The sequence below is a fragment of the Pseudomonas sp. SC11 genome, assembly GCF_047039205.1.
Lineage (GTDB): Bacteria > Pseudomonadota > Gammaproteobacteria > Pseudomonadales > Pseudomonadaceae > Aquipseudomonas > Aquipseudomonas boreofloridensis.
Genome location: NZ_CP178183.1, coordinates 2,853,464 through 2,876,780, shown reverse-complemented (window position 1 = coordinate 2,876,780; position 23,317 = coordinate 2,853,464). Strand labels below are relative to the sequence as shown.

The following is a 23,317-nucleotide window of genomic DNA, read 5'->3' as shown; positions in this document are numbered from 1 at the left end:
GAAGTGCAATAACGTCAACGCGTGGTGCCCGACAGGGCCTGGGACGCCGGAGCCGGGCGGGCTTCCAGTTGTACGATTTGATTGAGCAGGGCAGGGACGTCCAGGATCAGCGCGACCGCGCCGCTGCCCAGGATGGTCGAGCCACTGATGCCGCGCAGTGCCCCGAACAGCTTGCCCAGGGGTTTGATGACGGTCTGGAACTCACCGAGCAGCTCGTCCACCACCAGTCCGGCCTTGTGCTCGGCATAGCGCACCACCACGACGTTCTGGCGCCGCGCAGGCGCACCCTCGTGGTTGAAGTGCTCGCGTAGGTCCACCAGCGGCAGTACCTCGCCACGCAAATCCAGGTAGCCCTGGTCGCGCGTCGACACCGGCTGGTGTTCGTCGAGCTCGATGCATTCCTGGACCATGTCCAGCGGGATCACATAGGTGGACTGATCGATCCCGACCAGGAAGCCATTGATGATGGCCAAGGTCAGCGGCAGGCGAATGCGCACCAGCGTGCCCTGGCCGTGACGGCTGTCCAGATCGACGGTGCCGCGCAACAGGGTGATATTGCGCTTGACCACATCCATGCCCACGCCGCGTCCGGAGAGGTCGGTCACCGCTTCGGCAGTGGAGAAGCCCGGCTCGAAGATCAGGTTGTAGATCTCCTGGTCGGTCAGTGTCGCGCCGCTGGCGACCAGGCCGCGCTCCTGCGCCTTGTGCAGAATGCGCTCACGGTTGAGGCCAGCGCCGTCGTCGGCGATTTCGATGACGATGCTGCCGGAGTCGTGATAGGCATTGAGCCTCAGGTGGCCCTTGCTCGGTTTGCCCGCCGCCTGCCGCGCCTGGGCATTCTCGATGCCATGGTCCATGGCGTTGCGCAGCAGATGCATCAACGGATCGCCGATCTTTTCGACCACCGTTTTGTCCAGCTCGGTTTCAGCACCGCTGATGATCAACTCGATGTCCTTGCCCAGTTCCTGACTGACATCGCGCACCACCCGACGGAAGCGATTGAAGGTGTCGCCGATGGGGATCATGCGCAGGTGCAGGGCGCTGTCGAGGATTTCCTCGACCAGGCCCGACACGCTGGAGGTGGCTTCCTGCAACGGGTCGTTGTCGCACGAACGGGCCAGCAGGCTCGCGCCGGCGCTGGCGATGACCAACTCGCCCACTAGGTTGATCAGTTCGTCGAGCTTGTCGGCGTTGACCCGCACATAGTTACCGTCGCGGGGTTTGCCTTCGGCAGGCGCCGTCACGCGCTGGGGCGTGCCCGCCAGAGGCGCGACCTCGGCCTGGACGACCAGCTCGGTGCCGGAGACTGGAGCGCTTTCGCTCGCCTCATCGATGCGGCTGATGTGTACGTCACAGTCTTCACGCACGAAGTCGAAGACTTCGTTGAGGCTGGCGTAGCCGGCGGTGGAATTCAGATCGAGCTCGAAGCCCAGGTAGCAGCTTTCAGGATCCCAACGGCTCAGGTCTGGAACGCATTCGGTGAGGGTGCGCAACTGCACGATCTGCCCCAGGGTTTCGAGATAGCGCAGGAAGGACAGCGGATCCATGCCGTTGCGAAACACGTCCTCGCCGAAACGCAGCGAGATATGCCAGAGCACCTGGCCTTCTTCACTTGCAGCGGGGGGCTCGGTTTCGAGTCCAGTCACCGGGGCATCCACGTGCCGATAGGCATTCAACGCTTGGCGTAACGCGTCTTCGCGCTCAACGGCGGCGGGCGAGAGCGCTTCGCCCCGGCTGGCAACCACCTCGATCAGCTCCAGCATGTGGTCGCCGGATTTGAGCAGTACGGCGATCAGCGCGGCATCGACCGCTATCAGTCCGTCACGCAGGCGGTCGAGTACATCTTCGACGATGTGCGTGAACGTGACGATCGGCGTCAGCCCGAACAGCCCGGCAGAGCCCTTGATGGTGTGGGCGGCACGAAACACCGCGCCGATCGCATCCTCGTCGCCCGGCTCGCTTTCCAGTTGCAGCAAGGATTGCTCCATGGCCTGCAACAGTTCGCGCGCCTCGACGATGAAGGTTTGCAGTGCCTGATCGAGATTGATGCTCACCTGAACGGTCCTTGTCGATGATTGAACAGCGTGTGGCGAGGGCTAGACGAGGCAACGACACAGTTGCAACGCCTGTTTGACCGCCTGGCTCTGGTCGGTCAGCGTCAAGACCGTACCGGCAGCGCTGGCTTCGCGCTGGACGACCGCCAGCAGTTGCACGCCGGCGCCGTCCATTTCCGTGACCTGGGACAGATCGAGCTGCACACGCGCTGTTGCGCCCATCTCGTGCAGCAGCGCAGCGGCCAGCTCGGCCACGGTGTAGATCGTCAGCTCACCGTCGATGACCAGGTGGACGGTGCCGTCGAGCGTTTCGCGAGTGATAGGCATGCAGAACTCCTGGTCCACGACGCTCAGGGCAGGATCAGCTTGGACACCGCCGCCAGCATCTGCGCCGGCTGGAACGGCTTGACCACCCAGGCCTTGGCCCCGGCGGCCTGGCCCTCGGCCTTTTTCGATTCCTGGGACTCGGTGGTCAGCATGATGATGGGCGTGAACTTGTAGCTGGCCAGCTTCTTCACCTCCTTGACGAAGGTGATGCCATCCATGTTCGGCATGTTCACGTCGCTGATGATCAAGTGCACTTTCTGTCCGGTGAGCTTGCTCAAGGCGTCCTGGCCATCGCGGGCTTCGATTACCTCGTAACCGGCGCTCTTCAGGGCAATGCCCACCACCTGCCGTACGCTGCTGGAGTCGTCGACCACTAATACGTTCTTCGCCATGGTGTACTTCCTAAAAGAAGGTGATGTCTTGGGAATGCTGCTGTTCGGCCGCGCTGCCATGGTGGTTGCGGCGTTGCTCGTCGGTGGCGTAGGTCGCCTCCATGCGCGCCAACCACTGGCGGGCATCGACCGCCACGGCCTGGTCCGGCGCCTGGCTGGCTTGCTGCAGGTGTTCGTGCAAATCGTGCATGTTGTCGCGCACATGACTGAGGATCTGGCTGACACGGTCCTGGAACTGCAGGTTGACCAGCACCTCGGTCATCTCGTCGCGGATGCCGTAGCTTTCCTGCTTGAGCAGGTCGGCCGAGTCGGCCAGGCGCCCGGTGATGCTCTGAAAGCGTTCGAGCACTTGCTGGATACTGTGCTCGGATTCGCTCACCGAGAGACCGTCCTGCTCGGCGCTGTTGGACGCGGCCTGAACGAGCTGGGTGATAGCGTTGTTGATGATGTCGACCTTGGCCGACATCTGCTGACCGGTTTCGCTGGACTTGCTCGACAGGCTGCGCACGGCATCGGCCACCACCGCGAAGCCGCGCCCGGCCTCGCCGGCACGCGCGGCTTCGATGGCTGCATTAAGGGCTAGCAGGTTGGTTTGCGCCGCGATCGCGGCCACATCGGCGGCCATGGTGCGCAGTTCACCGGTGTAGGCGGTAAGGCTGCGGACCTGGGACAGGGTCTGGTCGCGGCTGGTCTGCGTGGCCTTGAGCGAGTCGATGACCTGGCTCAGTTCGCTGTCGCTGCGCGCCAGCACCTTGAGCGCGCCTTCGGCGCTTTGCCCATCCAGTTCGCCGGCGGCGTGCTGCGAGGCCTGCACGGTGTCTTGCAGGCGCTGGGCGATGCCGGTAAAGCGGTTGGCCAGGGAGACGATCGCTTCTTCGGTCTGCTGACGCGAGCTTTCCACCTGCTTGGCCCAGATCGGCATCGCGCCGAGCAGCACCTCGTCGAGCTGGGCACGCGAAGCCGTGTTGGCCTGCGTTGCCTGCGCCGTGACGTGATCCAGCGCGAATGCCTGTGCACGGCGAATCGCTTCGGCCTGGGATTTCGCGCTCAAGACGCCGACGCCCAGGCCGATCAGCACGAGCACCGTACAGGCCAGCAGGTTGGCCGTGGAGATGGATTGCGTGAGCAGCCACACCACTGCGGGCAGCACAGGGATCAGGGCGAACCAGAGAAAACGCGGCTGGGCGGGAGCGGGGAGGAGGGTGGAGTGACGCTGGGTCATGGTTCCGTCCTTGGAAGATGTTTCGGATTTAACGATAGAGGGGTTATCTGCCCTGTGCCCCTGGACTTGAGGTTTTGGAGGTGCCTTCCGTCGGGTTCTTGACAGAGGTATTTCTGACGCACGCACTGAATGGGAAAGGCGAACAGCCGTTGCCTCATGAGCTTCAGCGCAGGATTTGCGCTTCGCAATCTGCGCTGAAGCTCATGAGGCGGTGAGGCCGAGTGACGGGGGAGGTGCGTGGGTGCCTCATTTGCGGCGGCGGCAGGTAGGCCAGCGGCGGCAGGCGTGTGCTGTGTCAGGGGAGCGCTTGCAGTGAGACCTTACGCAACCGGCCATCCAGGGCGACCACGCCACCCGCTGGCGGAGGCAGCGGCCGGCCGGACAGGCCCATGCCCTCGCTGACCAGCACTGCACCTTGCACCAGGCACAGATTCGACGGGGTATCCAGTTCGCGGGCCAGCACGCTCACCGCGCCGCTGTGCAGGTCGCACTGCAGCAGGCGTCCGCTGAAACGGGTGAAGCCGCCATGCACGGCTTCGCCGCTCCAGTCGGCAGCCAACGGTTGCTGCAAGCTGGCGCAGAGCTCCAGGACCAGCACGTTGCCCTGCGCATCGACGGCCAGGCCGGTGGGCAATCGCAGACCATCGATCAACACCTCGATGTGCCCGCTGTCGGGCCAGACCCGGATCACCTGGCCGGCTTTGTCGGCGAAGTCCACGCCCTTGCGCGCCGGGTCGCTGTGCAATTCGCCGGAGAACAGACTGATCAGCACTGCAGTCGTTGCCGGTTCGTATACCAGGGTGACTGGCACGGCCTCCTGGCCCCGGTCCAGGTCCGGCAGATTCACCAGTACCCGCTCCTGCTCGCCGGGACGCAGCGCGACCAGCTCGTTGGTATCGGGCTTGACCGCCAGCCAGCGATGCAGGCCGGGGTGATAGCACAATGCATTGAGGTTGCCCTGGCTGTGACATACCGGCTCGGGCGGGCTGAAGCGGAGATCGAGGAGTTTCGAGCCGGCAACGTAGTCGGTCTGACTGACCAGGCAGCGGCCCTCGCCACAGGCGAGATCCGACAAACCCATGATCTCGTCGCAGCATGCGCGCCTGCATGTTCATGGCCCGGAAGCCTTCGGCCAGGATTTCACGCGGCAAATAGCCGCCGGGGTCATGCGGGTCGACAGCCAGGCGGCTGATGCGACCGGTGAACGGATCACCGGGCAGGCCAGTGCCGGCTTCGACCAGCAACAGGCTGCCGTCGGCCTCGGCAAGAACCCCGCGAGGGTTGCGCAGGCCTTCGGCGATGATCGAAGTGGGGCGTAGGGTTTGATCAGGGTGCTGCGGGATATGGATCGTCATTGGCCTGTATCCCCTTGAGGCAGGGCTGCTTGAAGTCTGTTCGTTGACCCGGCAAAGCGCAGGGGACATCACTGTCCCCTGCGCCCCGAGGTCAGTTGACCTTCAGATGGTTGTAGTCATCCATGCTCAACGGCTGCGGCGGATACTTCTGCTGCACCAGCTTCTGCGCCCACAGCTCCAGCACCGAGCGACGACTTTGCGGCATGTCCCGAGTGATTGGCATCGCCACGGTGCTTTCTTCCTGGTACGGCTTGCTGATCAGGCGGATCAACTGGTCCACAGCGCCCTCGATACGCGACAGATCGTTGAGCGGCATGTACTTGCCCATGATCGGATAGAGATAGTAGTAGGGCTCGAAAATCCTCGGGTAGATGAAGCTGTCCCAGATGAGCTGTCCCGCATCGCTCTTCTGGTACACCTGGTTCCATTGGTCGACGAACGCCTGCTGCAGCTCCGGCTCCAGCGGCAGCACCCGCAGGGGGGCGAGGAAGTCCACATAGGCGTTGAGATAGTCGAAGCTGAAGACGATGTCGGCCTGGCCGTCCTCGTTGGGGTAGAAACGCAAGGTCGGGAAGCCTGGGCGCTGGCCGGTGACGGTCACGCTGGCGATGCCGTTGCCGTCGGTGGTGATCTGCACGTAGTTGTAGTTCACCTGTTCGTTGGCCGGGTCCTGCAGCGAGCGGGTGGCCGTCTTGGCGTTCTGCAAGGACAAGCACGCGTTGAGCGAGATGCCGGCCGGGGTCTTGCTGTAATCCTGGTACATGACGTCCGTACCGCCAGTGGCCGAGGCGTCGGTGCACAAGCCCACCAGATTGCGACCCGCGCCGATCGTCACCAAGGCCTCGACCTCGGCGGTCCCGACGAACTGCGGCAAGACTTCGATGTTCTGCCCGCGGTTGGCCGGGAAGTCCTGGAACAGGGTGAAGTTCGGCGTGTTACTGAAGCCCAGGTAATAGCTGGAGGTACCCAGCAGATAAGGGTTGTTGTATTCCGCCACCAGCAGGTGGGTGTTTTTCGCCGCAACGCCGTTTTTCTGCACCATGATCTGCAGGGTTCTGGTCTCGCCCACGTCGATGAAGCTGCCGCTCTGGATCACCTCGGCGGTCCAGGCCACCTGTTTCGATGCATGGACTCCAGTAGTCTGCTGTTGCAGCGCCAGCGGCGCGCCGCTGGTCAATTGCGTCTGCTGGGCCGGGGTGAGGGGCAGATCGATAATGCCAGCGCGCTGCTCGAACTGGTCCTGCTGGTATTCGGCGTAACTGAAATGCGTGACCGGCACGAAGGTGCCGTTCTGATCGATGCCCACGTCGAACGCACCCACATCCAGTTTCTGCGCAATTGGAACAGCGGGATCCTGACCTGCTGGCGGTGTCGCGGGCATGAACGGAAGGGTATTCATCAGGTCCAGTGACAGGGTGTTGTCGTGAACCTGCGCCGAGGCGACGCCCAACTGTATCGTCGGGGGCCGCAGCTTGTACTACGCAGGCACGGCAATCGCGACGTCGGGCACCAAACGTACTCCGGCCGGAGCGGTCGGGTACTCGCCGTCGAGCCACAGGCCGAGAACGCCGGAGGTGCAGCTGTAGGCCGGGTTGAAGAAGATGTCCGCAGGGTTGCTCAGGCCTTTCTGGTACAGCTCATGAACCCTGTCCATGTCCACCTTGTTCTGGGACTTGGCATCGATCGGCGGCTGGTCATTGAATACGCCGTTCATGTCGTAGAAGGTCAGGTAGGTGCAGAAACGGAACATCAGGCCCTGGACACCCGGCTGGTCCAACTGCGCCTTGAGGGTCTGGAGCAGCGCCGAGTTGCCCACCACCCAGCTCAGGTTGTCTTTCGGGAAGCAGGTCTGCCACGTGGTGGTGACGTAGTTCAGTCCGCCGAGAGCGCCCCAGTTGAAGTTGAGGAAGCGATCGAGCATGCGGAATTGGCGCTTGGCCGTCAGGCCGCAGGTGTCGTTGCCCAGCACCAGCCTGTCGAAGTACAGCGCCGTGAAGGTGTTCTGCCAGGGGCTGACGTCGACGAAGCGCGCCGGGCTCGGGTTGGTGCTGCCGAACGGGTTGCCATACAGGTTGTAGGGCAGGGTGATCAACGGGTCATTGTCGACGTAGCCGCCAGTGGGCAGTTCGCCGCCGATGACGGTGGACGTGGTGTCCTTGTAAGTCACCGTACCGCAACCGTTGTCGCCGAACAGATCCCGCTCGGCGGGCATCATGATCGGGTGGGGGTTTTGCGGCGAGGGCGCATTGGGCGGCGCTTGGCGGACATGGTCCGGTGCGTCGTCCAGTGCCTGAGGGGTGATCATCCAATTGGCCAACAGATCGCCGGCATTGGCTGGGTTGATGTTGTAGTGCTGGAGGAACGGCCAGTTCATCTGCATGTTCACCGCGTCGTAGAGCGGGAACATGTCGTTGTTGTTCCCGGTTGGCGGGTTCCAGAACATGTGGCCTTTCAGATAGATACGAGGGAAATTCAATACGCTCATGTCATCTTCCTCACGGACGCTGCCACTGGGCGCGCTTGAGCGACCAGACGAAGTCGAGTTTGTGGTAGCCCTTGAAATCGGACGCCGGCACTGGGTCGGTCGGATAGACGATGCCCCCCTGGCCCGCATCGCCACCGAGGGCGAAATTGAAGTAGCCGTCATCCTTCGAATAGGCCGCCGTACCGTGGCAGGCAAAGCACGACGACTGGCTCTGGAAGGCCGACTCCAGTTGCGAGTTGGCCAGCAGCTTGGGGCTGGTCTGCAATTGGGTGCCGATCAGCTCGTAGCGCGACAGGTCCTTGTAAGCGGCCTGGAATGCAGTGTTGACCAGTGCCGCCGGGGTCAGTCCGGTGCTGTTGGTCATCGGCTTGGGCGGGATGTCGTTGGTCACGATCACTCGGCTAATGCGGTTTCGGTACAAGCGCGCATGTCCATAAGCTCGGTGGCCAGCCAGATCGCATCAATGCGGGTCATTGAGCGACAGCCCGGATAAAGTGCGCGCAGCCCTCAGGATCTGAGGTTGGCCATTTCATCGTGATCACTTGCCCGTCCATGGGCAATTCGATGATCACTGACGCTTCGACTGGCCATTTAGGCGCGGCTTTTAACGGGACGAATGGCGGTAGTGGAGCCGCTGCGGGCTGATTTCGATAGAGCGGCAGCCATTTGCGGATGACGTTGGCATTGATGCCGTGGCTGATGGCGACATTGAACACCGTTGAGCCAGGTTGCAGGCATTCCCGACCGACTTGAACTTTGAATAGTTTCGGATGAGAGCTTCGTTGGCGCATGGAAATCCTGGCAATAAGGGCGATCGCGTCCGCTTAATAATACGCGGACACCATCGCCCTTAAAGCTGGAGTTCGGAAGGTGAGTTCGCCGGTCGCTTACCATTCGCGTTGAGGTGCCTGGAGTTCCTAGTGAGGCATTAACTACGCACAGTGGCTCCCTGGAATTGAGCACCTGGAGCGTGCAGCCATGACTATGAGTATTTTATTTACAAGGACATCGGCCCCAGGACAATGTGACCTGCGGATTGAAGTGAAGATCAGGGATGCTGGCGAACCAACACTAACGTGGATTGACTACCGTACTTGGTGTGCGCAGCACCAGAAGTGCGCCCAACGTGATCATCAAGGACAGTAGATAAAGGGCAAGGCTTGCGCTGTTGGTATTATCACGCATCCAGCCGATCAGGTAGGGTGCGACGAAAGCGGCAACGCTGCCCAAGGAACTGATCAAGGCAATACCCGGAGCGAGGATAGCGCTGTTGAGGTATGCCGGCGGTAGCTGCCAAAACATCGGCAACGCAGTGCTGGCGCCCATCCCGGCAATCACCAGCCCAACCATCACCAGCAATGGCGATTGCGGCTGCAAGCCCGTCAGGGTCAAGCCCAGCGCACACATCAGAATCGGAACACACAAGTGCCAGCGGCGCTCCTTAAGGTGATCGGAAGAGCGGCCCACGGCGATCATGAAGAAGCACCCTGCCAGGTAAGGTATGGCCGTAAGCAGCCCAACCTGGCTGTCGCGGGCAATCCCAGAGCTATGGATTAGCGCAGGCATCCAAAATGCCAGGGTATTGACCGCCAGCATGACCGCGAAGTACACCGCCACCAGCAGCCACACTTGTCCATTGCTAAAGATGCCACGCCACGAACTAATCTGCTTTCGCGCTTCTTCACCCGCCAACGCCTGCGTTATCGCCTGTTTCTGTGCGTCACTGAGCCAGCGGGCATCCTCGATCCTGTCATCCAAGCGTGCCATTATCACCAACCCCAACGCCACTACCGGCAAGCCTTCGAGGAGGAACATCCACTGCCAGCCTTTTAGCCCTGCGGTACCTTGCATGTGTTCGAGAATCCAACCCGACACCGGTCCACCGATCACGCCAGCCATAGGCACTGCGATGGTAAACAGCGCGGTGATCGACGCCCTGCGACCTGCTGGAAACCAGCGGAAGAGATAGACCAGGATGCCTGGGAAAAATCCTGCTTCGGCAACGCCCAGGCCGAAGCGCAGGGCGTAGAAGCCATTGGCGCTGTCGATAAGCAGCATACCGGTGGACAGTAACCCCCAAGTCACCATCATCAACGAGATCCAGCGACGTGGACCGAGCTTGTCGAGGATGAGATTGGCCGGTACGCCGAACATCGCGTAGGCAATGAAGAACAGGCCGGCGCCAAGGCCATAGACGGTGTCGGAGAATTGCAGATCGGTGCTCATCTGCAATTTGGCGAAGCCAATGTTGATGCGGTCCAGGTGGGCGAAAATGTAGCTGATCAACAACAGTGGCATCAGCCGCCACGTGATGTGGCGATAGGTATTGTCATCGGTCTGCGCGAACTGTGCAGACGCTTGGATCTGGCTCATGGGTATACCTCAGGGCATATGAAAGGCGCAGGAGTGAAGTGTCACCAGAGTTTCAGGGTGTAACTGAGGATCAGGCGGTTTTCGTCCATGTCGCTGGAATGGCTCGAACGGTAGGCAGCGTTACGCCAGCGCAAGGCCATGCCTTGGAAGTAGCCACTCTGGATGACATAAGCGAGGTCGGTATCACGCTCCCATTCATGGCCGCTGCCGGAGCTGATGCGAATGTCATCGCCGCGCAAGTAGCGTGTCATGAAGGTCAAGCCCGGCAGGCCGAGGGCCGCAAAGTTGTAGTCGTATCGGGCCTGCCAAGAAACTTCCTCAGTGCTTGTGAAGGTGCCGATGGTGACCAGGTTGACGGTGTACGGCGGGGTATAGCCGTTCAGGGTAGGGAAGGCATCGTTGCCGTACATGCGCTGGTAACCAATGCCAAACTTGTGCGCGCCGACGTTCAGGGTGCTCATCATGTTGAAGTTGCGGTTGTCGACGCTGCCAGCCTTCGCGGTGCCAGCGCTGCTGCTGTCGAAGTAGCGCACGTCGGTGAGCAGCGACATTCCCGTAGCCAATGGCAAGGTGTGCACCAGGCCGTAGTAGTTCTGCCGATAGACATCATGCAGCTCGCCACGAAACACGCTAGCGACCAAACCATGGCCGATCTCATAGCTGGCGCCGAGCACATCGAAGGCGCCACTGTCGAAGTCGGCGCTACGCCCGGCCAGGTACATACGGTCGCTGCCTGCGGACTCACGGGTTCGCGAGCGCCAAAGCTGGCCGGCAGTCAGGGTCAGCCGGTCGATCTCGCGCGACTCGACCAGTGCCCCGTCGAATGTCTGTGGCATCAGGCGCATGTCATCGCGAAATACCACAGGCAGGGTCGGGGTCAGGATGCCGACATCCAGGCGAGTCTTCGAAATCCGCACCTTGCCGGTGACGCCCATGTGGCTGAAGTCATCCACTGGCCGGCCCGATTGGGTGCCGAAGGGCAGGGTGCCGTCGCCGCTGCGACCGCGACCAGAATCGAGTTTGACGCCAAGCAGGCCCAGGTAGTCGAGACCGAAACCGACTGGCCCGTCGGTGAAGCCCGACTGCATACGCAGCATGAAGGATTGCGACCAATTGCCGACCCGGGATTTGGCGGCGCCGCTCTGGCGAAAATCCCGGTTTTGGTAGAAGTTGCGTAGTTCAAGACTGCCCTGGCTGTCGTCCAAGAAGTCGGCGCGTGCCAGCAGGGGCATGGTCAGGCCTGCTGCCAGCGCAAGGCGCAGGCAAGTGATAGCCGGATTAGGCATGATCAGGTGATGTCCTTTTTTGTTGTTATGGACGGTGGCCGCAGCTGCTGTCAGCCGACCTTACGGGCGTGTTGCTGGCGTTCGGCGTCGGCACGCTTCTTCAGGTAAATGCGTGTTGCGACCGCCGGAGCGTCACTGGCCACGGATATCTCGTAGTGATGCTCGTCGCGATCGTCAAGCGCGTGCTCTAGTGCTCCGAGCCCCTCTACATCTTCGTTGAACGCGGCGAACAACTGCTCGTGCATGAAATCGCCGAGAGCCTCATCCTGTTGTGCGAAGTCGCGACCGTGGACAATGAAATAATGCAGGCTGTTGGCGGTTTCTGGCGTGAGAATGTGCGCTGTGCGGATGTGGAACTGCTTGCGCTGCTCGACCGGTTGCGCGCTGTCGTAGAACGTCACGCTGACCCGGTGTAGCCCTGGTGAAAGAAATTCCGAAGTCGCTATTCGCGCCGCGCTAGGGCATCCGTCCAGACCCGTGGTCTTGCCCCAGACCGGCGCCAGGGTGGTGGGCACCACTTCGCGGGTCAAGGTGTAGTGGCCCTCTTTCAGGTCGAGCTTGTACGGCGCACTGGCGTAATCCGGGGTGCCGATGGTGTTCGCATGGAGGAAACTCAGGTGCGTGAGATCCATGAGGTTTTCGTGCAGGCTGACGTAGTTGCCAGGGTGATGGAAATATCCAGAGGTGCAGGCCCAGGCAGGGTCCTCGATCCATGATTGATGAGGAATGCGCGTCTTATCTGCGAGGGTTTCTTCACCCAGCCAGATCCATAGCAACGGTCCTTGACGAACCAGCGGATAACGGCGAACGCCGATGCCGCGGGGGCAGCTTTTCTGGGAAGGTACTTGAGTCAGGTCGCCGGACGAGTCGTAGCGGAAACCATGGTAGCCACAAACGATGGTGTCGCCGTCCAAATGGCTTCGTGAGAGCGGAAAGGACCGATGTGCACAACGGTCCTCAAGGGCTATTGGCTCGCCAGCTTCGGTGCGGTACATGACCACCCTGCGATCCAGCAGGCGGCGGGCCAGCAGGTGGCGCCCTACCTCGTCGTCGAAGGCGGCGACGTACCACTCGTTGTAGATGAATGGGGTCTCGCGGTTGGCCATGGGCTCACTGGCCTTGCGCGCATGGGCGATGAGGTTGCTGTTTGGCAGTGACATCTAAAGGTTCCTTCAGGGGGAAATCGGGGCGAATCAGAGATCAAGCACCAAGCTGTCGCTCAAGGCACGCGATACGCAGATCATCAGGCTACGGCCTTCGGCCCTGTCGGCGTCCGAGAGGATGAGGTCGCGGTGGTCTGCAACCCCGTCGCAGAGGGTGGTTTCACAACTGCCGCAGATGCCTGCGCGGCACGAAAAGGGCAGTTGGACGTCGTGGGCCTCAAGGGCTTCGAGGATGCTTTGCTCGGCACCCACCCAGAGGCTGCGGTTACTGCGTTGCAGATGCACGGTGAAGCCGGTGTCACTGGTGTTGCCGGCCGGAGCGGCGTTGAAGCGCTCGACGTGCAGGCGTTCGGCACGTGGCCCGGCTGCCGCTTGCAAGGCATCCAGCATTGGAGCTGGCCCGCAGGCGTACACATGTTCGCCGTCACGCAGCGAGCCGAGCAGGCCAGCGCTATCGAGATGGCCGCCGGCCTCGTCGTCGAAATGCATCAGCACCCGCTTCGTGTCCAGTGCGCTGAGGGTTTCGTAGAACGCGGCGCGCTGGCGGTTGCGGGCGCTGTAAACCAGACGCCAGTCCTTGTCGTTGGCTTGGCACCAGCGCAGCATCGCCAGGATCGGGGTGATCCCGATACCGCCGGCCACCAGGCAGTAACGCGACAGGCTCTCGTCCAGCGGGAAATGATTACGCGGCAGGCTGCACGTCAAAGTATCGCCCACACGCAATTGCTGATGCAGGTAGCTCGATCCACCGCGACTCTCGGGCGCGAGACCCACCGCGATCAGGTAGCGGTCTTGGTCACCGGGCGCGTTGAGCAGTGAATAGTGGCGGGGCATGTCGCCAGGTACCACGACCTCAAGATGCGCACCGGCGGTGAACGGTGGCAAAGTTCGATTGTCGAGGGCTCGCAGTTCGATCAGCACGATGTCCTTGGCTTCGGCGGCGAGGCAGGTCACACGCAGGTTCAAGGGATGAAGATCCATGGGCAGTTCCAGTTTTTATCGTTGTTGGTCGGAGCTTAAGACGGCTGGCAACCCGACGCTGTCCACCCAGAGGTGGACAAAACCTGGATTCAGGTACAAACTGATGATTAACAAGTTAACTATATGGCCGTGCAGCGTGTGCAGGGTCAGAAAACAACAATAAATAACCCATTCTTATCTATGATTAGCTTGAGCACACCGCAGCCTTCGGTCTTGCCGCCTGATATGCGTCACTTCAGCGATCTGGCTTGTTTGTTAGGTACCAGCGCTTTTCCCGGGGCATTGCTCGATTGCCTAGGCCAATGGGCGGCTTGTCAGCACTTCTCCGTATTACGCATGGACGGTGTGCGGCCGCAGTTGTTAGCAGCGGGTACGCGCCATGCTGATAAGAACCTGGTGTTGCGGTGTGGTCAGGCCTATATCGATCATTACTATCAACATGACCCGCTGTATGAGCCATTGCGCGCGGCGCCGGGCAAGATCGGGCACTTGTTGGCGCAAGACATTCGTTTCGTTCCGTATCGTGAAGCGATCTATAGAACCAACAACATGATCGAGCGAGTCTCTACCCTGTATCTCGACGAACTGCAGCGTCCTGTGCTTTTTAATCTCTATCGTCACCATGACCAAGGTTTTTTCAGCGATCGTGAACTGCAGCTTTGCGAAGCGCTCAGCCCTGCGTTGCTACAACTGCTGCGCGGGCATCTGGCGCTGGGCAGCTTGCACCGCAGCGATACGCATGAGCAGCAATTGCTGGAGCGTTTTCCAGATTTGACTGCCCAGGAATTGAATATCTGCAGTCGGTTGCTCCGAGGGATGACACATGCTGGAATCGCTGCCGATCTAAACATCAAGGAAAGCACGGTCAAGACGTATCGTAATCGTGCGTTCGAGCGCCTTGGAATTCACTTTCGCAGCCAGTTGTTTGCGATGTTCTCCCGCAGTGGATAGGCGGATCGTCGCTTATAGTTTCAGGTTCTTGCCGGGCCCTGCAAGTCGGTGACCGTTTACCGGCTCGCAGGGCCAGGATGAAACCTCAGGCGAGGCCGAACCGCTTGAGTGCATGTTCACGCAGACGGTTCTTTTGTACCTTGTTGGAGCCAGTCATGCCAATGCTTTCGAAGTCCTCCACGATTGCCAGGAAGCGCGGTACCTTGAAGTTGGCACAGCGTTCCTTGCAGAAGCCGATCAGCTCATCGACGCCAGCCTGTTCACCTTGACGAAGCGTGACGTATGCCGCAGGAACCTCACCGAGCCGAGCGTCTGGTACACCGATGACCTGTGCCAACTCCACCGCCGGGTGCTTGAGCAAAACTTGCTCTACTTCCAGTGGTGAGACGTTTTCGCCGCCTACGCGGAACATGTCTTTTACACGACCGACGAAGCGCAGACGTCCATCTTCCGAGAGTACGCCGATGTCGCCGGTGTGCAGCCAGCCTTTACGCAGGGCGGACGCCGTCTGCTCTGGCAGCTTGTAGTAGCCCTTCATCAGGCTCCAACCGCTGGCGCAGATTTCTCCCGGCTGGCCAGCCGGCAGCGCTTGCCCGGTGGCAGGGTCGCGGATTTCTACACGTAGGCCGGCATGTGGTTTCATCGAGCCGTCTAGGCGGTACTCCAAAGGCTCGCGGTAATCGGAAATAACGATGTTGGGTGATGCTTCCGAGAGGCCGTAGGCATTGCAGATCTGCGCCGCGCCCATTTTCTCCACCACATCCGCGAGAATTTGCGGGCTCGCAGCGGCCCAGCCACCACGCAGGTAAAGTGTGGTGCTGGCGAAGGTTGGGTCAGCGAGCATCATCAGGAACATGGTGTCGTTGCCGGAGGTGAGAGTGCAGCGCTCACGGCTAATGATTGCCAGGGCCTGAGCCGGGTCGAAGGTGGCGGCGGTGACCAAGGTCGCGCCATTCACCAGCGCTACCAGCAGCGACATGGTGCTGCCGGCGACATGGTAGAACGGACGCGGGCTGAAGTAGCGGTCGTCGGCCTGCACACCCATGCGTTCGGCCACCGATTTAGCGACGCCCAGCATCGAGGCGTGGCTAAGCATCACGCCTTTGGGGAAAGCAGTCGTACCGGAGGTGAATTGAATAAGCAGAGTATCGTCGGCTGCGACCTCCGCGCGGGCGACGTCCAGCTCGGCCATGGCAATTCTGTTGCCCTGATCGAAGAAGCCTTCTGCGGCGAGTGCCCCAGCAGGCACCTGTTCGCCGAACACCACGACGTGACGCAACATAGGCAGGGCGCTGCCAGGTAGCGCCTGGTCGAGGGCAGGCTCCAGCTCGCGGAGCATGGCCATGAAGTCGATTTTGCCGAGGAAGCGATCAACGCAGAACATCGCGCGCACGTCCTCATGGTTCAGGCCGTAAGCCAGCTCTTCGGTCCGAAAGCGCGTGTTGAAGGGTACGCACACCAAGCCGATGGACGCTGCCGCGTACCAGATCACCGCCCACTGGACGGAGTTACCCATCAGTACGCCGATGTGATCACCGCGTTGCAGGCCGAGTGCGAGCATGGATCGGGCGGTGACTTCCACCTGCGACTGCAGCTCTCGATAGCTGATGCGACCATCGTCGGCCACCAGTGCATCGTGTTCCGGATAGCGGCTGGCGATGTCGCTGAGGACGGACCAAAGTGGACCGGGGAGCGGGGAAACGTATGCAGTCATTTGATCTGTCCTCAGGAAAACGAGCTCATGCCGGCACGCCAGGTACCTTGGGCAAGGTTTTCTTCGATCGCCAGGATTTCGTGAGCCAAGGCGCCAAAGCGGCTGTCATCCACGCCACGATCGATGGTTCGCTTGGCACTGCGCATGGCTGCGGCTGGGGCTTCGGCAATGCTGGCGGCCAACTCCTGCACGAACGCCTCGAACGCTTCCACCGGCCTGACTTGGTTGACCAGGCCGATGGCCAGCGCTTCATGAGCAGGGACTTCACGCCCGGTGAACATCAGCTCTTTGGCAATGCGACGACCGACGATGCGTGGCAGGCGCTGTGTGGCACCCACGGTGCCCCACCGTGCTTCCGGGTAGCGGAAGCTTGCAGACTCGCTGGCCACGATGAAGTCGCACGCGCTGGCGATTTCGCAGCCTGAGCCCACCGCAGGGCCTTCGACGACGGCCACTACCGGCATCGGTAGTTCCTCGATGGCGGCATACACCGCGAAAGCCTTGATGCGCCGAGCGCGGATCTGGTCTTCATTCATTTCCTTGCGTTCTTTCAGATCGGCACCGGCGCAGAACACTGGACCGTTGGCGCGGATGAGCAGCACGTGGACATCGTCGCGGGCGCGGACTTCTCGGATCGCAGTGTGCAGGTCCTGGCACAACTGTGTATTCAAGGCATTGCGCGCCTGGGGGCGGTTCAGGGTGAGGGTTGCAACATGGTTTTCGAGAGACAGCGTCACGCTGTCCAGCTGCAGGGCGTGCATCGTCAAATCGCTCCTTCTGTACGCAGGGCCTGAATACGCTGGCTGTCATAGCCCAGCTCAGATAGGACCTCATCGGTGTGTTCGCCCAGGAGAGGCGGGCGGCCAGGTGCAGGGCTATCAAGCCCGTCGAATTGGAACGGCAGGCGGATCGCCGGGAAGCGACCTCCCTCTGGGTGGTCGAATGCACCAAACACGCCGCGGGCATTCAAGTGTGGGTCGTCTACCACCTCGTCCAGGTGCTTGAGCGGCCCAGCGGGCACGCCAGCGGCGTCGCAGGCAGCACAGAGCTCGTCGCGAGTCAGGCGTTGAGTGGCATCACTGAGCGCAGCCATGACTTCGTCGCGGTGCATCACCCGGCCACTGTTGGCCTGTAGGCGCGGGTCATGTGCCATCGCGTCGAGGCCAAGCAACTGACATAGCGGTTTCCAATGCTGGTCGGCGCCGGTGATATGCACGTAGCCGCCATCTGCGCAACGGAAACTCGCAGAAGGCACCCGCCCTGGATGCTCGGTGCCGAGGCGCTCCGGAACTTCATCGAGAGCGAAATAGCGTGCTGCGGCGAGGGCCAACAGGCTGATTTGTCCATCGAGCATGGAGAAGTCGAGGTATGAACCTTCACCCTCGCGCGATCGGCCTTGCAGCATCGAAACGACGCCCAAGGCAATCCACAAACCAGAACTCATGTCCGAGACCGGGATGCCGGGCTTGACTGGGCCACCGTCTTTTTCGCCGGTCAGGCTCATGATGCCGCTCATCGCTTGGAAAACCGTGTCATAGCCTTTTTTCTTCGCGTACGGGCCGGTCTGGCCGAAGCCTGTACAGGACACATAGATCAGCCGCGAGTTGATGGCCTTCAGGCTCGGCCAATCGAGGCCGTAGCGCTTGAGCGTACCGACTGGGAAATTCTCCAGCACTACATCTGCGTTGCTGACCAGTTCGCGTACCACTTGTTGGCCTTCAGCGCTGCGAAGGTTGACCGTGATCGACTCTTTGCTGCGGTTGAAGGCGTAAAAGTAGGCGCTACGCTCATGACCGAGGGCCGCTGCCAGGTCATCTTCGTCCATGTGGTCGCGGGCCAGCTGGTCCTGGCCGACGAAGGGCTCATAGCCGCGGGTTTCGTCGCCACTGTTAGGCTGCTCCACCTTGATGACGCGGGCCCCCAGTTCGGCCAGGATCATCCCGGCGAACGGGCAGGCCAGAACCCGGGCCAGCTCAATCACGGTAATGCCGGCGAGCGGTTTCATACGGGCTGCTCCTGGCGGAAGGCACGCATGCGCGCGTTCAGTTGACGGCCCAATTGCAGGCCCTCGCTGAAGGGCAGCTCTGCCACCTGGTGGAAGATACGCTTGGTCGCACTCATGGCGACCACTGGATGGGCTGCCAAGGCCGCTGCCAATGCGCGCGCTTCGTCGAGCAGCGCGTCATCGGCGACCACACGGTTTGCCAGACCAAGTTGCACGGCTTCGGCCGCTGCTACGGTGCGCCCGGTTGCTACCAGTTCGAAAGCCGCTTTGCGTCCGACATGCTCCACCAGTCCGGCCATGACGATGGCTGCGACGATACCGTGCTTGACTTCTGGGTAGCCGAAACGGGCCGACTCACCCGCCAGGGTCAGGTCACAGGAAATCGCCAGGCCACTGCCACCGCCCATGGCATAGCCATTGACGGCCGCGATGACTGGCTTGCCCATCTGCTTGACCAGACCCTGCAGTTCAGTAGTCAACGCGGCACGACGGTCTACCAGCGCCTGATTGTCGGGTGTAAGGACGGCGAATTCGCGTGTGTCGGCGCCGGCACAAAAGCCGCGGCCGGCTCCGGTGACGATGACCGCACGCACGCTGTCATCGGCATCGGCGGCTTTCAGTGCTGCTACCAGGCCTTCAGTGAGGGCGAAGTTCAGGGCATTGAGTTTGTCGGGACGGTTCAGGGTGATGGTCTGGACGCCGTCAGCGGTGTGGGTCAGTACGACGGAAGCTTCGGTCATGGTGCGGGTCCCCTCAGGATTGCATGGCGCGCAGGCGGCTCAGCGCGTGTTCAAGTTCTTCTATCAGCGACTGCATGATGGCGCTGGCCGGTAGCAGCTCGTGGATCAGGCCTGCGCACTGCCCGGCCTCCACCTTGCCGTTCCCTACATCGCCGTCGAATGACGCCTGCTTGAGGCTGGCCGAGGCCAGCAGTGCTTCGTATGCGGCTGGATCGCGTTCGTGCAGGTGTTCGCGTTCGGCTGCGGCGACCCGTTCGGTGAAGGCATTGCGCAGGCTGCGCACAGGCAGCTTTCCGCGTCCCACCAGCACGGTGTCGTCGATGCGCGCTTCCAGCACTTTCTGTTTGTAGGCCGGGTGCAGGTTGGCCTCTTCGCTGAGCATGAAGCGTGTCCCCAGTTGCACCGCATCGGCGCCGAGGGCCAGCAGTGCGGCGATGCCATGACCATCGGCGACCCCACCACCCGCTACCACTGGGATGGAAACTTCCTGAAGTACCCGGCGCACATTGACCAGCGTGCTGACCTCGTTCGCCGGCGGATGGCCGCCAGCCTCGGTGCCGACGACCACCAGGCCATCCACGCCGCAGGCGCTGGCCTTGATTGCGTGTTCGACGAAGGCGACCACATGCAACCAGGTGGCGCCATAGTCCTTGAAGCGTGCCAGGTGTTGCTTGGGCGATCCCTGGCTGGCGATGATCACGGGAACGCGCTCGGCCACCAGCAAGTCGAGAATTTCATCGGCGCCCTTGCGGTACAGGGGCATGTTCACTGCAAATGGCTTGTCGGTGAGTTCCCTGATTTCGTGGAGGGTCTGGCGCAAGTCAGCCAGGCGCATTGGGCCGGCGGCGATCACGCCCAGCCCTCCGGCATTGGAAACTGCAGCGGGCAATGCTGCACAACTCGATGCCCAGCTCATGCCGGCCTGGACAATTGGATAAGAGATACCCAGCAAACGGGTCAGACGGGTATCGATTGGCATTGGTCAATCCTCAATGTCTTCATCTTCAAGCTGGTCGTATGGGATGTGCTTCTTCAGCTCGCTGAAGTAGCTCAGGCTGTTGGCGTAAACCCGCTTCATCAGTGCCTTGAGTTGCTCGCGCTCCTGGTCCGACAGGCCGTCGAGCATGGCTTCGTTACGGGCTTGCGAGTCTTCGAGGATGCGTCGCACAAGTTCCTTGCCGGAGGGGCTCAGGCACAGCAATGCGCTGCGCCCGTCTTCCGGATTGGGCTGGCGTTCGATCAGCTCGCGTTTGCTCAGGTTGGTCACCAGCCGGCTCATCTGGCTCTTGAGTACCCCGGCGTGTTTGGCTACCCGGACAAGAGGGGCCTCACCGAGGTAATCGAGAATCGCCAGAGTCCGCCATTCGAGCACGGTGATCGAAAAGTGCTGGGGGATCACCAGCGCTGCGATGCGGCTGGAAAGCCCCGCCAGGCGTTGCAGTTGCACGGAAAACAGATCGCGCATGTCGGTGGACTGGTCGAGATCGGTTTTCGCAGCAGTAACGTGTTTTTTCATGGGGTCACCTATGAAGGAAAGCTGTCATCAGTGCCTCATTGTTCTGGAGGGGCCGGCCAGGCTCAACGATTGAATCGCGATTGCGCGACCAATTTGTCCAAAGTGGCGTCCAGGCCCTTGCTGAAAGCTTCCAGCACCAGATCAACTTCGGCCTCGGTAATGATCAATGGCGGCGCGAATACTACAGAGTCGTTCAGCGAACGTGCGGTGACTCCGTTGGCTTCGGTCTGCTGCGATACCGCCAGGCCAACCTTCCATTCACGTGGAAACGCGGTCTTGTTGGCCTTGTCGGCTACCAACTCCACACCCCACATCAGGCCCTCGCCACGTACTTCACCTACCAGCGGGTGATCAGCCAGCTTGCGCAGACCGGCGCCCAGGCGTGCGCCAACGTGTTGCGCATGTTCAGGCAGCCTGCGCTCCAGGTAGATGTTCAGGCATTCGAGCGCCACCGCTGCCGGTACCGGGTGCCCGCCATAGGTGTAGCCGTGGCCGAATACGCCAATTTTCTCGCTTTGGCTGCGCATGGCCTGGTAGATGCTCTCGGAAATCATCAGCGCCGAGATTGGCAGGTACGAAGCCGACAATGCCTTGGCGCAGGTGAGCATGTCCGGTTTCAGGCCGTAGGTTTGCGAGCCCCACCAGTTCCCCGTGCGGCCGAAACCACAGATCACTTCGTCGGCAACCAGCAGAATGCTGTGGCGCTTGAGCACCTTTTGAATCTTCTCGAAGTAGCCCGCGGGTGGCGTGATAACCCCACCGGTGCCCATCAGAGGCTCGGCAAAGAAGGCCGCGATGGTTTCTGCGCCTTCGCGCAGGATCATGGCTTCCAGTTCATCTGCCAGTCGGGTGGAAAACGCTTCTTCGCTCTCGCCCGGCAAGCCTTCGCGGTAGTAGTGCGGGCAGGTCACGTGGAGGAAACCTGGCAGCGGCAAGCCGAAGTCCTGATGCAGGTGCGGCAAGCCGGTGAGGCTGGCGCTGGCCACGGTGGTGCCATGGTAAGCGCGGTTACGGCTGATGATCTTGCGTCTTTGCGGTTGGCCAACTGCACTCCAGTAGTACCAGGCCAGTTTGATCGCCGTGTCGTTGGCTTCGGACCCGGAGCAGGCGAACAGGACCTTGGACATCGGTACCGGGGCCAGCTGGATCAGACGTTCGGCCAACTGGATCGCAGGCTCGGTGGAGCGATGTGCAAAGTTCTGGTGGTAAGGCAGCTCTTGCATCTGGCGCAGGGCGGCCTGGGTCAAGCGCTCTTCACTGTAGCCCAGCGCTGCGCTCCACATGCCGGACATGGCATCGAGGTAGCGCTTGCCCTTGTCGTCCCAGGTGTAGATGCCTTCACCGCGCACCATCACGGTTGGCCCAACCTGTTCGTGCACGGAGAGGTTGGTCTGGCTATGGATATGGAAAGCGATATCAGCTGCGTGTAACGAATTTGACATGACACTGGCTCCAGTTCGGACCTGCTTTCGGGTTGATTTCAGGGAGACCCTGGTTATCCAACATGGTTGACAATGTGAATCATGTGGTTCATTTTGTCAACCATCTCGATGGCCATTGGCATCTCGGGATGGCAGGTGAAAGCGGGCATCCAAGACCCACACGCTGTCTGGTCAGGTTGTAGCTTTGAGATTTACCGCTGCCTAAGAACAAAGCCCGCGCCGCTAACGGCGTTAAAAATAGGAGCCGGAAAATGATCGATAACTTCCCCTCAACCAAGGCGCTGCGGCTGCTCCTGAGCTTGGCGATCGCCGGCTTGGCTGCGCCGGGGATGGCCGCAGACACCCCGACCGTGACCGTCACAGGTTATGGCGGCAACCTTCAGGACGCCCTGATCCAGACGCTCTGGAAACCCGCCGCCGAGCAGGCGGGGGTAACCCTGCGTACCGAGTCCCACGATGGCCAACCCTCGGTCCGGCTGCAGGTGCAGTCGGGTAAACCCGCCTGGGATGCGATCCACATAGGCGCTAACGACTGCGCAGCGCTCTCCGAACAGGGGTTGTTCGAGCCGTTGGATTATTCGGTGATCAACGCCGATGGCATTCCCAGCGTGGCGCGCGGCAAGGACTGGGTAGCTACCAACAGCTATTCGGTGGTGATGGGCTGGCGCACCGACAAGTTCAAGGAAGTCCCGAAGAACTGGCAGGAGTTCTGGGACACCAAAAAATTCCCGGGCCGTCGGGCGCTGTCGGTAGCGCCGGATGAAATGCTCGAAGTGGCGCTGCTCGCCGATGGTGTGCCTCGCGACAAGCTCTACCCGCTGGACATCGAGCGCGGCTTGGCGTCGCTTGAGAAGATCAAGCCCAGTGTCGCCGTCTGGTGGACCTCCGGTGCGCAGTCTTCGCAATTGATCAAGGACGGTGAAGTGGACCTGATCGCCATCTGGAGCAGCCGTGTCGATTCGGTGGTGAAAGACAAGGCGCCGGTCGCCTATACCTATGAAGACGGCCTTTTGGGCTACGGCTGCATGGCCATCCTCAAGGGCGCGAAAAACGTGGCGGCGGCGCAGAAGCTCATCGCCAGCACCGTTTCCGCCGATATCCAGGCGCGTATTCCGACCATGATGGGTTATTACGGCCCGACCAATGACCAGGCCTTCACGAAGGGCAATTTCCCGGCGCAGGTGCTCGAACAGTCGAACATGTCACCGGATAACCGGGCCAAGCAAACGATGATGGACCCGAGCTGGTGGGGCAAGCATCTTCCTGAGGTTCAGGAAGATTACAAAGAGCTGATCGCTAAATAGTACTGGA

Annotated in this window: 17 protein-coding genes and 5 pseudogenes; 2 read left to right on the top strand and 20 right to left on the bottom strand. The window is 61.2% G+C overall.

Features of this window, described 5'->3' with window-relative positions; genetic code table 11:
* Nucleotides 1–14: 14 nt before the first annotated feature.
* The 13 genes and pseudogenes from ACK2SD_RS12770 to ACK2SD_RS12710 form a co-directional block, all read right to left on the bottom strand.
* A pseudogene (locus tag ACK2SD_RS12770) lies at nucleotides 15–1,145 on the bottom strand (chemotaxis protein CheA); the annotation flags it as partial.
* A 185-nt stretch (nucleotides 1,146–1,330) separates the two neighbouring features.
* Nucleotides 1,331–2,054: pseudogene (locus ACK2SD_RS12765) on the bottom strand (Hpt domain-containing protein); the annotation flags it as partial.
* 42 nt (nucleotides 2,055–2,096) lie between these two features.
* Nucleotides 2,097–2,381 carry a lipid asymmetry maintenance protein MlaB gene (locus ACK2SD_RS12760; protein ID WP_412459908.1) on the bottom strand — a complete coding sequence of 95 codons (285 nt, stop codon included), beginning with the start codon at nucleotides 2,379–2,381 and terminating at the stop codon, nucleotides 2,097–2,099.
* Nucleotides 2,382–2,404: 23 nt separating this feature from the next.
* Complete coding sequence (locus ACK2SD_RS12755; RefSeq protein WP_029612024.1) at nucleotides 2,405–2,773, bottom strand: response regulator; 369 nt, start codon at nucleotides 2,771–2,773, stop codon at nucleotides 2,405–2,407.
* 10 nt (nucleotides 2,774–2,783) lie between these two features.
* On the bottom strand, nucleotides 2,784–3,695 hold the full coding sequence (locus tag ACK2SD_RS12750) for a methyl-accepting chemotaxis protein (protein ID WP_412462312.1): 912 nt from the start codon (nucleotides 3,693–3,695) through the stop codon (nucleotides 2,784–2,786).
* Nucleotides 3,696–4,290: 595 nt separating this feature from the next.
* Nucleotides 4,291–5,350, bottom strand: a pseudogene (locus ACK2SD_RS12745) (hypothetical protein).
* 91 nt (nucleotides 5,351–5,441) lie between these two features.
* Nucleotides 5,442–7,835: pseudogene (locus ACK2SD_RS12740) on the bottom strand (hypothetical protein).
* Between the two features lie 10 nt (nucleotides 7,836–7,845).
* Nucleotides 7,846–8,238 (bottom strand): annotated as a pseudogene (locus tag ACK2SD_RS12735) (hypothetical protein); the annotation flags it as partial.
* A 67-nt stretch (nucleotides 8,239–8,305) separates the two neighbouring features.
* Nucleotides 8,306–8,626 (bottom strand): transposase, encoded by a 321-nt coding sequence (locus tag ACK2SD_RS12730; RefSeq protein WP_412459907.1) that lies wholly within the window; start codon nucleotides 8,624–8,626, stop codon nucleotides 8,306–8,308.
* Between the two features lie 280 nt (nucleotides 8,627–8,906).
* Nucleotides 8,907–10,208, bottom strand: coding sequence for an MFS transporter (locus ACK2SD_RS12725; RefSeq protein WP_412459906.1), 1,302 nt, complete (start codon nucleotides 10,206–10,208; stop codon nucleotides 8,907–8,909).
* Nucleotides 10,209–10,249: 41 nt separating this feature from the next.
* Nucleotides 10,250–11,494 (bottom strand): OprD family porin, encoded by a 1,245-nt coding sequence (locus ACK2SD_RS12720; protein ID WP_412459905.1) that lies wholly within the window; start codon nucleotides 11,492–11,494, stop codon nucleotides 10,250–10,252.
* 50 nt (nucleotides 11,495–11,544) lie between these two features.
* Nucleotides 11,545–12,654 (bottom strand): Rieske 2Fe-2S domain-containing protein, encoded by a 1,110-nt coding sequence (locus tag ACK2SD_RS12715; protein ID WP_412459904.1) that lies wholly within the window; start codon nucleotides 12,652–12,654, stop codon nucleotides 11,545–11,547.
* A gap of 33 nt (nucleotides 12,655–12,687) precedes the next feature.
* Complete coding sequence (locus ACK2SD_RS12710) at nucleotides 12,688–13,638, bottom strand: PDR/VanB family oxidoreductase (RefSeq protein ID WP_412459903.1); 951 nt, start codon at nucleotides 13,636–13,638, stop codon at nucleotides 12,688–12,690.
* 123 nt (nucleotides 13,639–13,761) lie between these two features.
* Between ACK2SD_RS12710 and ACK2SD_RS12705 the strand changes: the two genes are divergently transcribed.
* The gene (locus ACK2SD_RS12705) at nucleotides 13,762–14,589 is read left to right on the top strand and encodes a helix-turn-helix transcriptional regulator (RefSeq protein ID WP_412459902.1); all 828 of its coding nucleotides are present in this window, start codon (nucleotides 13,762–13,764) and stop codon (nucleotides 14,587–14,589) included.
* 85 nt (nucleotides 14,590–14,674) lie between these two features.
* On the opposite strand, the gene ACK2SD_RS12700 is transcribed toward ACK2SD_RS12705, so the two are convergent.
* From ACK2SD_RS12700 to ACK2SD_RS12670, 7 genes are all read right to left on the bottom strand, one after another.
* Nucleotides 14,675–16,303, bottom strand: coding sequence for an AMP-binding protein (locus tag ACK2SD_RS12700; protein WP_412459901.1), 1,629 nt, complete (start codon nucleotides 16,301–16,303; stop codon nucleotides 14,675–14,677).
* 11 nt (nucleotides 16,304–16,314) lie between these two features.
* Nucleotides 16,315–17,064: an enoyl-CoA hydratase/isomerase family protein gene (locus ACK2SD_RS12695; protein ID WP_412459900.1), complete on the bottom strand. Its 750-nt coding sequence runs from the start codon at nucleotides 17,062–17,064 to the stop codon at nucleotides 16,315–16,317.
* Between the two features lie 2 nt (nucleotides 17,065–17,066).
* Entirely contained in the window at nucleotides 17,067–18,308 is a 1,242-nt protein-coding gene (locus ACK2SD_RS12690; protein ID WP_412459899.1) for a CaiB/BaiF CoA transferase family protein, read from the bottom strand.
* Nucleotides 18,305–19,048, bottom strand: coding sequence for an enoyl-CoA hydratase/isomerase family protein (locus ACK2SD_RS12685; RefSeq protein ID WP_412459898.1), 744 nt, complete (start codon nucleotides 19,046–19,048; stop codon nucleotides 18,305–18,307). Before ACK2SD_RS12685 ends, ACK2SD_RS12690 begins: the two co-directional genes overlap by 4 nt.
* A 13-nt stretch (nucleotides 19,049–19,061) precedes the next feature.
* Nucleotides 19,062–20,027, bottom strand: coding sequence for an NAD(P)H-dependent flavin oxidoreductase (locus tag ACK2SD_RS12680; protein WP_412459897.1), 966 nt, complete (start codon nucleotides 20,025–20,027; stop codon nucleotides 19,062–19,064).
* 3 nt (nucleotides 20,028–20,030) lie between these two features.
* Complete coding sequence (locus tag ACK2SD_RS12675) at nucleotides 20,031–20,564, bottom strand: MarR family winged helix-turn-helix transcriptional regulator (protein WP_412459896.1); 534 nt, start codon at nucleotides 20,562–20,564, stop codon at nucleotides 20,031–20,033.
* Between the two features lie 62 nt (nucleotides 20,565–20,626).
* Nucleotides 20,627–22,006 carry an aspartate aminotransferase family protein gene (locus ACK2SD_RS12670; RefSeq protein WP_412459895.1) on the bottom strand — a complete coding sequence of 460 codons (1,380 nt, stop codon included), beginning with the start codon at nucleotides 22,004–22,006 and terminating at the stop codon, nucleotides 20,627–20,629.
* 251 nt (nucleotides 22,007–22,257) lie between these two features.
* Between ACK2SD_RS12670 and ACK2SD_RS12665 the strand changes: the two genes are divergently transcribed.
* Entirely contained in the window at nucleotides 22,258–23,310 is a 1,053-nt protein-coding gene (locus tag ACK2SD_RS12665; RefSeq protein ID WP_412459894.1) for an ABC transporter substrate-binding protein, read from the top strand.
* Nucleotides 23,311–23,317 lie beyond the last annotated feature (7 nt).